We start from the raw sequence: 14,387 nt of genomic DNA, 5'->3' as shown, positions 1-14,387 counted from the left end.
ATATTATTTTTAGAAACCATCTCCGCTCAACCGCTGGCATACCATGTCGAGCTGATCGAGCGTCGAATAGTTGATGGTCAGCGCTCCGCCCTTATCCGAATGGCTGATTCGTACATGCAGCCCGAGGACGTCGCCGAGTTGCTGTTCAAGCGCCTGCAGGTCAGCATCCTGGCCGGTATCGCCGCTGCCGCCGTTTCCTTCGGTCTTTCGGTCTTTTTTGCCTGAACGCGCCTGCCGCACCAGTCGCTCGGTCTCTCGCACGGTCAGTTGTTTGTCGCGTACCCGTTGCGCCAGCGCCAAGGGATCGGGGGCACCGATCAGGGCACGCGCGTGCCCCATTTGCAGCTCGTCTTCGATGACCATCTTCTGCACCTGCACCGGCAGATCCAGAAGCCGCAGCAAATTGGCGATATGGCTGCGCGATTTCGCCACCAGCCTTGCCAGCGCCTCCTGCGTATGCCCGAATTCCTCGATCAGCTTGCGATAGGCATCGGCTTCTTCGATCGCATTCAGGTCCTGGCGCTGGATATTTTCGACCAGCGCAATTTCAAGCGTTTCGGCGTCGGAAAGCTCGCGGACGATTACCGGCACATTGTGAAGGCGCGCCCGCTGTGCCGCGCGCCAGCGCCGCTCGCCCGCGACAATCTGAAAATCCTTACCATGCGGGCGCACGACAATGGGTTGAATCAACCCGCGTTGCGCGATGGAATTGGCGAGTTCGGCAATCGCCTCTTCATCGAAATGGCGGCGCGGCTGACCGGGATGCGGCGCAAGCGCACTGACCGGCAACATGCGGATACCGGCAGGAGGTGCGCCGCCCTCGATCGGTTCTTCACGATCGACGTCGCCCAACAGGGCACTCAGTCCCCTGCCCAGCCCCGGCCGGACCTTGCGCGCCGATGCTGCGGGTTTGTCGTTCATGCGGCCTCCGTCGGTTGTGGCAATCGGGCAATCACTTCGCGGGCAAGGGCGATATAGGCTTCGGACCCCGGACAGCGATGGTCATAGATCAGCGCGGGTACGCCATGGCTCGGCGCCTCCGAAAGACGTACATTACGCGGAATGACCGTTTCGAACACAACATTGCCCAGCACCGCCCGCACATCGTCGGATACCTGATCGGTGAGACGGTTCCGGCGATCATACATGGTCAGCACCACGCCGAGGATCGAAAGACCCGGATTGAAGCGCGTACGAATCCGCTCAACCGTCGTCAGCAATTGGCTCAACCCCTCCAGCGCGAAAAATTCGCACTGAAGCGGGACGAGCAGCGCATGTGCGGCCACCATGGCATTGATCGTCAACAGGCCAAGCGACGGCGGGCAGTCGATCAATATGACATCCCAGCGATCATCGCTACGTTGCACTGCCCTGTCCAGACGATGGGTGCGCGCTTCAAATTCGATCAGTTCGATTTCCGCGCCTGAAAGATCCACCGTCGCCGGTACAATATCCAGTCTGGGAACCCGCGTTGAAACCGCAGCTTCGGTCAGGCTGATATCACTGATCAACAGGTCGTAGGTCGACCGCTCGCGATCATGACGGCTGATTCCCAGCCCTGTCGATGCATTTCCTTGCGGATCAAGGTCGAGCAGCAGAACCCGCATTCCCGTCGCTGCCAGCGCCGTTCCCACATTGATTGCGGTGGTGGTCTTTCCCACGCCACCTTTTTGATTGGCAACCGCAATACAAATCATCGAGACCGAACTTCCCGCGCAACCACTATGGCAGAGTCAGAATTGGTGAGGCTTTGTTCCACGTGAAACACACCTTGCCATGACTTGCGTGCCTCTTCCACCTCCGAATGTACCGATTGTCCTTTTGGCAACAGCCAGCAGCTATTTTTATCCGCAAGATGCGCCCCTGCACTGAATAACTTTGGAAGAGCAGCCACGGCACGCGCGGAAATAATTGCCGCAGGGCGCTGCAGCATCACCTTTTCGACTTTCACCGGGTCGATGCTCACATGTCGCAGCCCCAGCGTCTCACACGCGCTTGCGAGAAAATCGACGCGCCGTTTTCTGGGTTCGATCATTCGGATGGGAGCATCCCTCAAGATCGCCACGACAATCCCCGGAAAGCCGGCCCCGCTTCCGATATCGAGCCATTCGCCATCGCTATCGGGCGCCAATCCAATCAGTTGCGCAGAATCGACAATATGGCGCGCCCAGATTTCGGGAATGGTCGATTGCGCAATCAAATTCTGGCGATTGCTTTCCTCCAGCACCAAAGCGCAAAAACGCTCAATTTGTGTTTCACGTGAAACACCAAATCGGTCAATTATCCACTGACGAGCTTCATGCTCAGTCATTAGCCCGCTCGCTTTACATAGAGCAGGATCGCCGACAATGCCGCTGGAGTAATGCCGCGGATTCGTGACGCCTGTCCCAATGTGGCTGGTCTGGTGGCCGAGAGCCGCTCGACCATTTCTGCCGAAAGCCCGGGGATGGTGCGATAGTCCAGTCCACCGTTCAGTGAAATAGCGTCATTGGCCTGCATCTGCGAAACCTCCTGCGCCTGACGCTCCAGATACGGCGCATATCGAGCATCTTCGATCCGCTCCTGCAAAACAGGATTGCTCGCAATATTCTCGTCCGAAAAAAGGAATTCCGCCGGTACAGCAGGAAAGCGCAACCACTCTGCAACGCTGCGGACAATTCCATCTTCCGGCACGGAAAGACCTTCGACGCGCAATGTGTTCGGCGCAATTTTCCGATCAAATACCGAATCCAGACGCGCCCGTTCCCGGCGATACAGATTTACCCATTGTTGCCGTTCCTGTCCAAGGCATCCCAGACGCTCGGCAATATCGCTCAGCCGGTGATGTGCATTATTCGCGCGCAACCGCAGGCGATATTCCGCGCGTGCAGTCAACATCCGATAGGGCTCAGTCACACCCTGCACCACCAGATCGTCAACCATCACGCCCAGATAACTGGTCGCGCGATCTAGCAGGAGCGGTTCAATGTCGAGCGCAAAGGCGGCGGCGTTGGCGCCGGCGATCAACCCCTGCCCCGCCGCCTCCTCATAGCCGGTGGTTCCGTTAATCTGCCCGGCGCAATATAGACCAGGCAATTGCGGCAATGCGAGTCTGTGGTCGAGACTGCGTGGATCGATATAGTCATATTCGACCGCATAGCCCGACGTGATGATAGCGCAGTGTTCAAGGCCCTTCATCGAACGGACCATTTCATGCTGTACGTCGACGGGAAGCGATGTGGAAATCCCGTTCGGATAGACGAGATGCGTGTCCAGCCCTTCCGGCTCCAAAAACACCTGATGGCCGTCCCGATCCCCAAACCGGTGAATCTTGTCCTCGATCGAAGGGCAGTAACGCGGCCCCTGCCCCCCGATATCGCCGGAAAAAAGCGGCGAGCGGTCCAGGCCACGACGGATGGCATCGTGAGTGCCGGGATTGGTGCGGGTGATCGCGCAAAAAATCTGCGGGTTCCGGCGTATCGTCGTCATCGGAGACATAGCCCAGAAATCCGAATCCGACGGTTGTTCGGACAACACCGCCCAGTCGATAGTGCGCCCATCAAGGCGTGGCGGCGTGCCGGTCTTGAGCCGCGCCATTGGCAGGTCAAGCGAACGCAATTGCTCAGCCAGGCGGCTCGCGGCGCGCTCACCCACGCGCCCACCCGTTTCACGGTCTTCGCCGCGAAACAGCCTGCCGCCTAAAAAAGTGCCCGTTGCCAGGACAACCGCCGGCGCTCTCACCGCGCTCCCGTCACCAAGCCGGATACCCGCGATCGAACCATCGTCCTTCAGGATCAGGCTATCCGCTTCCCCCTCGACGATGGTCAGCCCCGGCAACCGGTCTAACATCTGCTGAATTGCCGAAGCATATAAGGTGCGATCCGCCTGAATGCGCGGCCCCTGGACCGCGCTTCCCTTGCTTCGATTGAGCATCCGGTAATGGATTGCCGCCGCATCGGCCGCGCGTGCGATCAATCCGTCAAACGCATCCACTTCACGGACAAGATGGCCTTTACCCAGCCCGCCAATGGCCGGGTTGCACGACATGGCACCAACTTTGGCGGCATCAAAAGTTATCAGGGCCACGGACGCACCCCGCCGTGCCGCTACGGCCGCAGCTTCGGTTCCGGCATGGCCCCCGCCCACCACAATGACATCGAACATATGCACGGCGCGCTCGCTACGCCCTTCAATCGCTCAGGTCAAAATGTTCCACGTGGAACATCATTTACCGATACAAAAGCGCGCAAAAATATCGCCCAGCATCGCCTCGACCCCTGCCCGGCCTGTTATCTGGTCGCAAAGCGATCGCGCAAGCCGCAATTGCTCGCCCACCAGAAGAAGATCCTCCTCCTGCGCTGCTGCTTCAAGCCGGTTCTTCCATTCAGTAATCAACCGTCGCTGACGCTCATTGAAGAATACAGCACTTTCAGCAGGAATATGGCGGCTTGCCAGTTCTTCGATCTTTTCCCAAAGCACCGACAGTCCCGCACCCGTTTTCGATGAAACCGGTGTCCGGTCGTCAGGCGTCGCGTCACGCTCAGGTTCATCGCAACGCGCGTGGATCAATATGATTGATGCGTCTGAAGCGATATCCGGATTTTCATCCCCCAGCCACAAAATCGCATCTGCTGCATCCAGCGCCTGGCGCGCACGCTCAATTCCGATGGCTTCGATCGGATCATCGGTTTTGGTTGCCAGACCTGCCGTGTCAGTCAGAATATAGGAATAACCGCGACGCGTCACCGCCATCTCGATCCGGTCGCGCGTCGTGCCGGCGATCGCCGATACGATGGCGACATCGCGCCCCGTCATCGCATTGATCAGGCTCGACTTACCGCTATTGGGAGGACCGGCGAGTACGATCCGAATTCCCTCATTCAACCGCTCGACCGAAGGCGATGCCAATGCCCGCTCCAGCTCCTCCGCGAGAGCGATGCAATCGCGACGATAAGAGAGCCCGGACCCGATAACAGCCGCCACATCCTCCTCATCGGAGTGATCGAGTTCCGCTTCAACTGACGCGGATACGTTCAACAGGCGGTCGTTCCACTGTTCAACCTTTTTGCGGATGCCGCCTTCACTGGCATGCACGGCCGCCCGACGGGCAGCCTCCGTTTCTGCCGACAGCAATTCACCGAGACCTTCCGCCTGAGTCAGGTCGATCCGTCCGTTCATCAATGCCCGCTGCGTAAATTCTCCCGCGGTGGCGGGGCGTAATCCTTTTACGTTGCCAAGTGCCGTCTCGATCGCCGCAACGACTGCCCTGCCGCCATGCAGGTGCAGTTCCGCCAGGTCCTCGCCCGTCGCACTTGCCGGACCGGGAAACCACAGGACCAATGCCTGATCCAGTTCCTCGCCGCTTTGCGGATCGTACAGCCGACGCAGACTTGCCCGCCGTGGCTGCGGCAGCGCGCGAGCCAATGCTGATAGCGCTGACGCAGTTTGAGAACCGCTGATCCGGATGACTGCAATGGCACTTGGCGGCTGCCCGCTGGATAGGGCGAAAATCGTATCCACCGTCTTTAGTCGCGACCAGAACTCATTCCGCCCGACGTCATGTCGAATAATTTGCGCCAGAACTGCATCCCCGCCTCACCCATCGGTGCCCAGCCTTTCAGCATGGTCTCCAGCATTTCAGGTGGCGCGCCTTTTTCAAGGGATTCCAGTAACATAGAAATATAGCGGTCATGCACCGGCGTGAAATCGGGAAGCCCCATCGCGCGCCTTGCTTCCTCCGGCGTACATTCAACCTCGACATTGATCTTCATGCGGTTTCTCCTGTCGGGGCACCCATCAGAAAAGGCTTCGGCCCGTCATAATCCTGTGCATAGCGTATAGGATCAAGAGCGCCCACAAATCATGCATCCTGTTCTATGCTTGCACGTTAGTGAACCAGCATGGCACCGCCAAAATGAGGCGTGAACCAATTTTAGGGAGAATCCTGCATGAGCAAGTCGATCACCATCAAGAGCCCAGACGGTAATGGCGAGTTCGCCGCCTATATCGCTGAACCCGCAGGCGCGCGCCGGGCTGCGATTATCGTGATACAGGAAATTTTCGGGGTCAATGCCGGCATCCGACGCAAATGCGATCGGCTGGCAGAGGCAGGATATCTTGCCATTGCCCCGGATCTTTTCTGGCGGCTGGAACCCGGTATCGAGCTTGATCCCGATATTGAGCCGGAGATGCAACGCGCGCTCGACCTGATGGGCAAGTTCAATCAGGATGCGGGCATTCGCGATATCGAAGCGACCATCCATAAGGCGCGCGAGCTTAGCGAGGGCAAGAAAGTCGGCGCTGTCGGCTACTGCCTTGGCGGTCGCCTGGCCTTTATGACCGCCGCGCGCACCGATATCGATGCAACGGTCGGCTACTACGGTGTTGGGATCGACGGCCTCCTCAATGAAAAACATGCGATTTCAAAGCCGCTGATGCTTCACATTGCCGGTGAAGACCATTTCGTCGACAAGGAAACGCAAAAGAAGATGCATGCAGGGCTGGAAGATCATCCGAAAGTCACGCTGCACGACTATCCGGGCGAAGATCACGGCTTTGCGACCGAAGTGGGAAAGCGCCGTTCCGAAAAATCGGCCGATCTTGCCGATGACCGTACGGCCAAATTCTTCGCCGAACATCTCGGCTGACCGGTACGGGCTGGTCAGGTGAACAGCGTGACCAGCCCCTCCGTGCCATGGCTACCGATCCAGCCGTCATAAATCATCTTGAACGCGACATAGAGAATTACGGCCAGCCCGATATAGCCGATCCAGCGATGGCGATCGATGATCCGCGCGATGAAGTTGGCTGCCAGCCCCATCAGTGCCACGGACAATAACAGTCCGACGATCAGGATACCCGGATGTGCCCGTGCGGCACCGGCAACGCCCAGCACATTGTCGAGGCTCATCGATACATCCGCAACGGCCACTGCCCATGCGGCACCGGCAAAGCTCTTGGCGGACTTCAGTCCGCTATGTTCGTCGCCCTCAATCTCTTCGGAACCGGCACTGTGTCCGTCGCCACCTTCGCGCAGCTCACGCCAGAATTTCCAGCTGACCCACAGCAATAGCAGGCCGCCCGCAAAAATCAGGCCGACAATGCCCATCAACCAGGTGACGATCAGCGCGAAAATAATCCGCAACACCAGCGCGGCGCTGATCCCGATCAGGATCACCTTGCGCCGCTGATCCGCAGGGAGACCGGCTGCGAGCGCACCGACCACAATCGCATTGTCGCCCGCTAACACCAGATCGATCATCAGTACCTGAACGAACGCGGCCATAGCTGCCGGTTCGCCGAGATTGGAAAAATCGCTGACGATATGATGCCAGATATCGCCGAGCGAATTCGGACCGGCTGCCCCTGTGGCAGCGGTGATGCTGGAAAGAAGCGCAATCATTCCACGGCCAACGCGACAGAAGCGCTACTGGTTCATCGAATCGAAGAAATCCTCGTTGGTCTTCGAATCCTTCATCTTGTCGAGCAGGAATTCCATCGCATCGACAGTACCCATCTGCATCAGAATACGGCGCAGCACCCACATTTTCGACAGCGTGCCCTTTTCGACCAGCAATTCTTCCTTACGCGTACCCGACTTGCCAACATCGAGGGCCGGGAAGATGCGCTTGTCCGCAACCTTGCGATCGAGCACGATTTCAGAGTTGCCGGTGCCCTTGAACTCTTCGAAAATCACTTCGTCCATGCGGCTGCCGGTATCAATGAGCGCGGTGGCGATGATCGACAGCGATCCGCCCTCTTCGATGTTGCGGGCAGCACCGAAGAAGCGCTTGGGACGCTGGAGCGCATTGGCGTCGACACCGCCGGTCAGCACCTTGCCCGATGACGGGACCACGGTGTTGTAGGCACGGCCGAGACGCGTGATCGAATCGAGCAGGATGACGACGTCATGCTTGTGCTCGACCAGGCGCTTTGCCTTTTCGATCACCATTTCAGCAACTTGGACGTGCCGCGATGCCGGTTCGTCGAAGGTCGAGCTGATCACTTCGCCGTTCACCGAACGCTGCATGTCGGTCACTTCTTCCGGCCGTTCGTCGATCAGCAGCACGATCAGGAACACTTCGGGATGGTTGTCGGTGATCGCCTTGGCGATGTTCTGCAATAACACCGTCTTACCGACGCGCGGCGGGGCAACGATCAGCGCGCGCTGACCCTTGCCCTGTGGCGATACGATATCGATCACCCGCGCCGACTTGTCCTTGATCGTCGGATCCTGCGGATCGAGCGTCAGCTTCTGTTCCGGGTAGAGCGGCGTCAGATTGTCGAAATTGACGCGATGACGCACCGCGTCCGGATCGTCGAAATTGACCTTGAGCAGCTTGGTCAGCGCGAAATAGCGTTCGCCGTCCCTGGGGCCGCGAATTTCACCTTCCACGGTATCGCCGGTGCGCAGCCCGAACTTGCGGACCTGATTGGGCGATACGTAAATATCGTCGGGACCGGCCAGATAATTGGCTTCCGGACTGCGCAGGAACCCGAACCCGTCGGGCAGCACCTCAATCGTACCCAGCCCCATGATCTGCTCGCCCTGCTCGGCCTGCACCTTCAGGATGCCGAACATCAGATCCTGCTTGCGCATGGTCGACGCACCCTCGACGCCAAGCCCTTCGGCCATTTCGACGAGTTCTGCGGGTGTTTTCTTTTTCAGGTCTTTGAGATGCATCGGAATAGGGTCCGGTATGTAAGGCGTTGGGGAGAGTGTGCCGGAAGGCTGTGAAGGAACACAGGGACAGCACTAAGGATATGGAAAATACCGGCAGCGAAAGTGCCGCGCAGCAAACACTGTCGAACTAGGGACGAAAGCCGGTAAAGTCAATATCCGACAACTCGGTCAGCCCTGCTTCTTACCCGAAAGAGCGGCACCCAATTTGCTCATATAGCCGCCCCGTTCTTCAAGGATCGCACCGCACCGCCTGGCATCATTTGCAGCCGTCATATCAGCCGCCAGCGCTGCCCATCAACAATCCCAGCATCGTCACTTCCCGCCTGAACTCAACTCAATGGCGATGCCAGACGATCAGAAGGGTTTAACAACCGCCAGAATGACGATCAGCGTGACGAGGACCGCCGGAACCTCATTCACCATCCGCAACTGGCGGGCGTTGAGCGTCGGCTTGCGCGCCTTCAGCTTGCGCGAATAGCTGACCATCCAACCATGATAGCCGGTCAGGATGATAACGAGCAGCAATTTGGCATGCAGCCACCCCAGCCCAGGCTGACCGTTGAACAGGCCCATATTCGCCGCCAGAGCCAGTCCCAGCAGCCAGACGATGATCAGCGAGGGTGTGAGTATCATTCGCCGCAACAGTGCCTCACGCGCCTCCCAGCGCGGCGGTTCGGCGGGATCGGCCAGCCCTTCCTGATGATGGACCAGATAACGCGGAAAAATGAACAGCCCCGCCATCCAGAAGATCACGAAGATAATGTGTGCGGCCAACACCCACAGATAGGCCTGTCCCAGCCAGTTGATCATGCGTTGCGCTCCCGTAGCCGTGCGATCAGGCGTTCGACATGGGCGATCGGTGTATCCTGCTGGATGCCATGCCCTAAATTGAAGATATGCGGCCGTTCGGCAAAGGCGGCAAGGATCGCGTCAACCGCGCCGTCCAGCCGCGCTCCACCCGCGATCAGCGCCAGGGGATCGCAATTGCCCTGTACCGGCAGCCCTGGGGGCAATTCCCGGTCGGCCCAGACAGGATCGACGGTTTCATCCAGCCCGATCGCATCGACCGCGGTTTCGCGGGCATAGGCGGCCAGCTTACCGCCTGCCCCCTTGGGAAAGCCGATCACGGGCGTATCGGGATGGCGTTCGCGCAACGCGGTCACGATGCGCGCGGTCGGCGCGATCACCCAGCGTTCGAATTCGGCAGGGGCAAGACTGCCCGCCCAGCTGTCGAACAACTGCACTGCCTCGACGCCTGCCTCAATCTGTTTCGACAGGTAGGAAATGGTCGCCTCGACGATTCGGTCGACCAGCATCTGCATTGCCTGTGGATCAGCATAGGCCAGTCGTCGCGCCGCTGCCTGCTCACGACTTCCTCGCCCGGCGATCATATAGGTCGCAATCGTCCACGGACTGCCAGCAAAGCCCAGAAAGGTAACCGTAGGCGGGAGTGCTGCGCGCACCTTCGTCACCGTTGCATAAACCGGGTCGAGCGACGCCATATCGCCCCTGCCGCTTACAAGCCGGTCAATGGCGGTGCGATCCTCCAGCACCGGTGCCAGCCGCGGCCCCTCCCCTGCCTCGAACCACAGATCCTGTCCCAGCGCACGCGGGATCACCAGAATGTCGGAAAACAGGATTGCGCCGTCAAATCCGAAACGGCGGATCGGCTGCAACGTCACTTCGGTTGCCGCATCGCTGTCCTCGACCAGATCGAGGAAGCCCCCCTTCTTCGCCCGCAGTGCGCGATATTCGGGGAGATAGCGACCCGCCTGACGCATCAGCCAGACAGGAGCCTTTTCCTGCTTCACCCCTTTCAACGTGGCCAGAAGCGCCTTTGGTTCGGAAATTTCGGGCAAGCTCGGCCTCTCTACAAATAATAAGAATATATATTGAAAGGATGAAGTGTGTTGTTGGGCTGTGCGCATCGGGGATTACGCTTTCATCCCGAAAATGCCAACAGTTTGACATGGTCGGCGTGGCTTAACCCCGCCGATTCGATTCCATTATCCCGACTATCCCCAGCCTGTGGATAAGTTTGTTCCTGAAGGCATGGCCTGTGGATGAAGCGGGCATCGATTCCGTGGAATCACAGCGCTTGGCCCGAGACGTAACTTACGCTAGCGATTGCCCCCATGTTATCCACAGGCTTGTCCTGATCCATGGCGATGCGGCTTCATCTGCACCTCTTGTCGGACTCTACCGGCGAGACGCTGGAGAATATCGCCAAGGCGGCGCTCGCCCAGTATGACGATGTCGAAACGCTGCGCCATTTCTGGCCGATGGTGCGTAGCGAGGCACATCTGGAGCGGATCCTTCAGGAGATTTCGCAGAACCCCGGGCTGGTGCTGTTCACGCTGGTGAATGCCGATATCCGTCGCACGCTCGAAACCCGTTGCCGGTCGATGGGCCTGCCTGCGATTGCGCCGCTCGATCCGGTTAACCATGCGCTGTCCAGCCTGTTGGGGCAGGAGGCGAAGGCCCGGCCCGGTCGTCAGCACACGCTGGACGCCGCCTATTTTGCGCGGGTCGATGCCATTCAGTTCACCATTGCCCATGATGACGGCATCGGCTGGGAGGATTGGGAAGAGGCGGATATCGTGCTCGCGGGCGTCTCGCGTTCCTCCAAGACGCCGACGTCGATCTATCTCGCCAATCGCGGGTTCAAGACCGCCAATATTCCGATCGTGCTCGAATCTCCTCCCCCGCCTTCCCTGTTCACCCTGAAACATCCGATGGTGGTCGGGCTGACGACCAGTGCGGAACGGCTGATTCAGGTGCGCCGCAATCGCCTGTTGTCGCTTAATCAGGCGCCGGAAACCGCATATGTCGATCAGGATTCAGTGACGCGGGAGGTGGCCTATGCCCGCCGGATGTTCGCCGACAATGACTGGCCGGTGATCGACGTTACCCGTCGTTCGATCGAGGAAACCGCCGCTGCGATCATTACGCTGTGTACCGAACGCGGCGTCAAACCGGACGGCAAATGACGTTGATCCTCGCTTCTCAGAGCGCCTCGCGCCGGGCGATGCTGGATGCTGCCGGCGTGGTTTACGTCGCACAAGCGAGCGGTGTGGACGAAGAGGCCGCCAAGGCGTCGCTGGGTTGTAACCTGAACCCGCGTGATTTCGCCGATGCGCTGGCCGAACTGAAGGCGGTCAAGATCAGCCGACGCGAGCCGCAGGCGCTGGTACTGGGCGGTGACTCGATTGCCGTGCTCGACGATGGGACGATCCTCGACAAGCCGCGCGACCGCGACGAGGCGCGCGCGCATCTCAAACGGCTTTCGGGCCGCCATCATGATCTGATCAGCGCCGCAGTGATTGCCGAGGGCGGCAGCGCCGTGTGGCGTCATGTCGATCGGGCCAGAATGCACGTACGGCCGCTCTCCGACGGCTTTATCGACGAATATCTCGATGCCGAATGGCCCGCAATATCCGGGTGCGTCGGCTGTTATCGGCTGGAGGCGATGGGCGTGCAGTTGTTTGCGCGTATCGTCGGTGATCGTTTCACCATTCTCGGTATGCCGTTGCTGCCGGTTCTCGACTATCTCAGGGTTCGAAAGGTGCTGACGGCATGACGCAGATGAGAGCGGAAGTGATCGGCGATCCGATCGCCCATTCCAAATCGCCGATGATTCATGGTTTCTGGATCGATGCGCTCGGCATCGACGCCACCTATGGTGCAACCCATGTCACCACCGAAGGGCTGGCCGACTTCATCGCTACGCGCCGCAACGATGCGGGCTGGCGCGGTTGCAATGTCACTATTCCCCATAAGCAGGCGATTCTGGAACTGGTTGCCGATCATGGCGACCTGCATGAAACGCTGGGCGCGGCCAATACGGTGTTTCGCGACGAAGACGGTGCGCTGGCGGCGACCAATACCGATATCGCCGGTTTCTATGCTCCGCTGGCCGACACCGACCTTGCCGGTGCGCATGTCGCGGTAATCGGCGCAGGCGGGGCCGCACGTGCGGTGCTTTATGCACTGGCGCGGATGGACGTCGCGCAGGTCACGATCCTGAACCGCAGCCCGCTTAAGGCCGCAGGGCTACTGGCGTTGTTCGGGCTGAAGGGCGATGCGGTCGGTCTGGGCGAACCGCTGCCGCCGGTCGATCTCCTCGTCAACGCCAGTCCGATGGGCATGGTGGGGCAGCCACCGCTTGAGATCGACCTTGATCCGCTTCCCGAAGACGCGCTGGTATATGACATTGTTTATGCACCGCTCGAAACGCCGCTGCTGGCGGCGGCGCGGGAACGCCAATTGGAGACCGTCGATGGCCTGCACATGCTGATCGGCCAGGCGGCGCTCGCTTTTGAGCTGTTTTTCGGCATTGCCCCGCCGCGCGATCGGGATGAGGAACTGCGTGCGCTGTTGACGGTATGATCCAGCTTGGCCTTACCGGTTCGATCGGCATGGGAAAGTCGACCGTGGCGGCGATGTTTGCGGATGCGGGTGTACCGGTGTTCGATGCCGATGCCGCGGTGCATGGGTTGCAGGGGCCGGGTGGCGCAGCGCTGGCGGCAATCGAAACAGCCTTTCCCGGCACCACCGGCCCTGATGGCGTCGATCGGGAGGCGCTGGGCGCACGCGTGCTCAACGACGATGCCGCGATGAAGCAGCTTGAGGGGATTATGCATCCCATGGTCGCGCAAATGCGGGCTGCATTCCTTGCCGAACATGCCGATGCACCGTTGGTGGTGTTCGACATTCCGTTGCTGTTCGAAACCGGCGGCGACAAGGGCGTGGACAGTATTGCCGTCGTCTCCGCCCCACCGGATGTGCAGGCGCGGCGCGTGCTTGCCCGTCCCGGCATGACGCTGGACAAATTCGATGCCGTGCTGGCGCGGCAGATGCCCGATGTCGAAAAGCGCGCGCGTGCGAACCATATTATCGACACTGGCGGGTCGCTCGATGCAACGCGAGCGGAGGTGGAATCGCTCATCGCTTGCCTCCGGGAGAATCGAGTCCGATAATCCCCGCCATGCGTGAAATTATTTTCGATACCGAAACGACGGGACTGAGCTTCTCGGGCGGCGACCGGCTGGTGGAAATCGGCTGCATCGAACTGGTCAACCGGGTCGAGACCGGCCGCAATTTTCACTGTTATTTCAATCCTGAACGGTCGATGCCGGCAGAGGCGCAGGCAGTGCACGGCCTGTCGGATACTTTCCTTGCCGACAAGCCGCTGTTCGCGACTCAGGTGGAAGCGCTGCTCGCATTTCTCGGTGACAGCCCGTTGGTGGCCCATAATGCCGGGTTCGACTTCGGCTTTCTGAACGGCGAATTGCGACAGTGCGGCCATGCGCCCATCGCCATGGACCGGATGGTCGATACGCTGGTAATGGCGCGCGCCAAACATCCGGGCGCCAAGCATACGCTCGATGCGCTGTGCGTGCGTTTCGGCATCGACCGCAGCCGCCGCGTGCTGCACGGCGCGCTGCTCGATGCGCAGCTTCTCGCGCAGGTCTATGTCGAGCTGACCGGTGGTCGCCAGATTGGTCTGGAACTGGCGCAGGAATCGGGTGCGGAAGAAGCGGTCTCGAACCCCGTTCCGACCAGCTCCGTAGTGCGTCCGCCGCGTCCGTTCGCGGCAACAACCGAAGAATTGGCCCGACACGCCGAATTTGTAGGAAAAATTAAAGAGCCCCTGTGGAACACCCCGCATTGACGGGGTTTGAACCGCTACCTAGTTCGCTCATCCATATAGCTAAGGAGAAAA

General features: G+C 59.6%; 16 protein-coding genes. 6 read left to right on the top strand and 10 right to left on the bottom strand.

Annotation, left to right across the window (positions count from 1 at the left end):
* Window positions 1–9 precede the first annotated feature (9 nt).
* From FHR23_RS13705 to FHR23_RS13680, 6 genes are read right to left on the bottom strand one after another with little or no spacing between them, the layout of a single operon-like run.
* A complete protein-coding gene (locus tag FHR23_RS13705) occupies window positions 10–921 on the bottom strand; it encodes a ParB/RepB/Spo0J family partition protein (RefSeq protein WP_184005113.1) in 912 nt (303 codons plus the stop codon).
* Window positions 918–1,697: a ParA family protein gene (locus FHR23_RS13700; protein ID WP_184005111.1), complete on the bottom strand. Its 780-nt coding sequence runs from the start codon at window positions 1,695–1,697 to the stop codon at window positions 918–920. Before FHR23_RS13700 ends, FHR23_RS13705 begins: the two co-directional genes overlap by 4 nt.
* The gene (gene rsmG / locus FHR23_RS13695) at window positions 1,694–2,311 is read right to left on the bottom strand and encodes a 16S rRNA (guanine(527)-N(7))-methyltransferase RsmG (protein WP_184005109.1); all 618 of its coding nucleotides are present in this window, start codon (window positions 2,309–2,311) and stop codon (window positions 1,694–1,696) included. The genes FHR23_RS13700 and rsmG overlap by 4 nt, the downstream gene beginning before the upstream one ends.
* Entirely contained in the window at window positions 2,311–4,143 is a 1,833-nt protein-coding gene (gene mnmG, locus FHR23_RS13690; RefSeq protein ID WP_184005107.1) for a tRNA uridine-5-carboxymethylaminomethyl(34) synthesis enzyme MnmG, read from the bottom strand. Before mnmG ends, rsmG begins: the two co-directional genes overlap by 1 nt.
* Before the next feature lie 60 nt (window positions 4,144–4,203).
* Window positions 4,204–5,499, bottom strand: coding sequence for a tRNA uridine-5-carboxymethylaminomethyl(34) synthesis GTPase MnmE (mnmE, locus tag FHR23_RS13685; protein ID WP_184005105.1), 1,296 nt, complete (start codon window positions 5,497–5,499; stop codon window positions 4,204–4,206).
* A gap of 5 nt (window positions 5,500–5,504) precedes the next feature.
* Window positions 5,505–5,750, bottom strand: a complete 246-nt coding sequence (locus FHR23_RS13680; protein WP_184005103.1) for a DUF6489 family protein — start codon at window positions 5,748–5,750, stop codon at window positions 5,505–5,507.
* Between the two features lie 177 nt (window positions 5,751–5,927).
* Between FHR23_RS13680 and FHR23_RS13675 the strand changes: the two genes are divergently transcribed.
* Entirely contained in the window at window positions 5,928–6,626 is a 699-nt protein-coding gene (locus tag FHR23_RS13675) for a dienelactone hydrolase family protein (protein WP_184005101.1), read from the top strand.
* A 14-nt stretch (window positions 6,627–6,640) separates the two neighbouring features.
* Here the strand turns inward: FHR23_RS13675 and FHR23_RS13670 are convergent, their stop codons facing one another.
* The 4 genes from FHR23_RS13670 to hemE all read right to left on the bottom strand — a co-directional run bounded on the left by FHR23_RS13670 (window position 6,641) and on the right by hemE (window position 10,521).
* The gene (locus FHR23_RS13670; protein WP_184005099.1) at window positions 6,641–7,381 is read right to left on the bottom strand and encodes a TerC family protein; all 741 of its coding nucleotides are present in this window, start codon (window positions 7,379–7,381) and stop codon (window positions 6,641–6,643) included.
* Window positions 7,382–7,405: 24 nt separating this feature from the next.
* Window positions 7,406–8,662 (bottom strand): transcription termination factor Rho, encoded by a 1,257-nt coding sequence (gene rho, locus FHR23_RS13665; protein WP_184005097.1) that lies wholly within the window; start codon window positions 8,660–8,662, stop codon window positions 7,406–7,408.
* 354 nt (window positions 8,663–9,016) lie between these two features.
* Complete coding sequence (locus FHR23_RS13660; RefSeq protein WP_184005095.1) at window positions 9,017–9,472, bottom strand: CopD family protein; 456 nt, start codon at window positions 9,470–9,472, stop codon at window positions 9,017–9,019.
* A complete protein-coding gene (gene hemE / locus FHR23_RS13655; RefSeq protein ID WP_425506373.1) occupies window positions 9,469–10,521 on the bottom strand; it encodes a uroporphyrinogen decarboxylase in 1,053 nt (350 codons plus the stop codon). Before hemE ends, FHR23_RS13660 begins: the two co-directional genes overlap by 4 nt.
* A gap of 309 nt (window positions 10,522–10,830) precedes the next feature.
* Here hemE and FHR23_RS13650 point away from each other — a divergent pair, with 309 nt between their 5' ends.
* Genes FHR23_RS13650 through dnaQ form a run of 5 tightly spaced genes read left to right on the top strand, consistent with a single transcriptional unit; the run spans window position 10,831 to window position 14,336 of the window.
* Window positions 10,831–11,652, top strand: coding sequence for a pyruvate, water dikinase regulatory protein (locus FHR23_RS13650; protein ID WP_184005281.1), 822 nt, complete (start codon window positions 10,831–10,833; stop codon window positions 11,650–11,652).
* Window positions 11,649–12,242 carry a Maf family protein gene (locus FHR23_RS13645; RefSeq protein ID WP_184005091.1) on the top strand — a complete coding sequence of 198 codons (594 nt, stop codon included), beginning with the start codon at window positions 11,649–11,651 and terminating at the stop codon, window positions 12,240–12,242. The genes FHR23_RS13650 and FHR23_RS13645 overlap by 4 nt, the downstream gene beginning before the upstream one ends.
* Window positions 12,239–13,051 (top strand): shikimate dehydrogenase, encoded by an 813-nt coding sequence (aroE, locus tag FHR23_RS13640; RefSeq protein ID WP_184005089.1) that lies wholly within the window; start codon window positions 12,239–12,241, stop codon window positions 13,049–13,051. The genes FHR23_RS13645 and aroE overlap by 4 nt, the downstream gene beginning before the upstream one ends.
* Window positions 13,048–13,641, top strand: a complete 594-nt coding sequence (coaE, locus tag FHR23_RS13635; protein WP_184005087.1) for a dephospho-CoA kinase — start codon at window positions 13,048–13,050, stop codon at window positions 13,639–13,641. Before aroE ends, coaE begins: the two co-directional genes overlap by 4 nt.
* Before the next feature lie 8 nt (window positions 13,642–13,649).
* Window positions 13,650–14,336, top strand: a complete 687-nt coding sequence (gene dnaQ / locus FHR23_RS13630; protein ID WP_184005085.1) for a DNA polymerase III subunit epsilon — start codon at window positions 13,650–13,652, stop codon at window positions 14,334–14,336.
* Window positions 14,337–14,387: the final 51 nt, after the last annotated feature.

It is taken from the genome of Stakelama sediminis, assembly GCF_014199335.1.
Taxonomy (GTDB): Bacteria; Pseudomonadota; Alphaproteobacteria; order Sphingomonadales; family Sphingomonadaceae; genus Sphingomonas; species Sphingomonas sediminis.
The sequence above is the reverse complement of the archived record's forward strand: the minus strand, read 5'-3'. Positions and strand labels throughout refer to the sequence as shown.

Bases quoted from the DNA above. Each gene is read 5' to 3' on its own strand.
- FHR23_RS13705 (WP_184005113.1), bottom strand. From the start codon at position 921: ATGAACGACAAACCCGCAGCATCGGCGCGCAAGGTCCGGCCGGGGCTG.
- FHR23_RS13700 (WP_184005111.1), bottom strand. From the start codon at position 1,697: ATGATTTGTATTGCGGTTGCCAATCAAAAAGGTGGCGTGGGAAAGACC.
- rsmG (WP_184005109.1), bottom strand. From the start codon at position 2,311: ATGACTGAGCATGAAGCTCGTCAGTGGATAATTGACCGATTTGGTGTT.
- mnmG (WP_184005107.1), bottom strand. From the start codon at position 4,143: ATGTTCGATGTCATTGTGGTGGGCGGGGGCCATGCCGGAACCGAAGCT.
- FHR23_RS13680 (WP_184005103.1), bottom strand. From the start codon at position 5,750: ATGAAGATCAATGTCGAGGTTGAATGTACGCCGGAGGAAGCAAGGCGC.
- FHR23_RS13675 (WP_184005101.1), top strand. From the start codon at position 5,928: ATGAGCAAGTCGATCACCATCAAGAGCCCAGACGGTAATGGCGAGTTC.
- FHR23_RS13670 (WP_184005099.1), bottom strand. From the start codon at position 7,381: ATGATTGCGCTTCTTTCCAGCATCACCGCTGCCACAGGGGCAGCCGGT.
- rho (WP_184005097.1), bottom strand. From the start codon at position 8,662: ATGCATCTCAAAGACCTGAAAAAGAAAACACCCGCAGAACTCGTCGAA.
- FHR23_RS13660 (WP_184005095.1), bottom strand. From the start codon at position 9,472: ATGATCAACTGGCTGGGACAGGCCTATCTGTGGGTGTTGGCCGCACAC.
- FHR23_RS13650 (WP_184005281.1), top strand. From the start codon at position 10,831: ATGCGGCTTCATCTGCACCTCTTGTCGGACTCTACCGGCGAGACGCTG.
- FHR23_RS13645 (WP_184005091.1), top strand. From the start codon at position 11,649: ATGACGTTGATCCTCGCTTCTCAGAGCGCCTCGCGCCGGGCGATGCTG.
- aroE (WP_184005089.1), top strand. From the start codon at position 12,239: ATGACGCAGATGAGAGCGGAAGTGATCGGCGATCCGATCGCCCATTCC.
- coaE (WP_184005087.1), top strand. From the start codon at position 13,048: ATGATCCAGCTTGGCCTTACCGGTTCGATCGGCATGGGAAAGTCGACC.
- dnaQ (WP_184005085.1), top strand. From the start codon at position 13,650: ATGCGTGAAATTATTTTCGATACCGAAACGACGGGACTGAGCTTCTCG.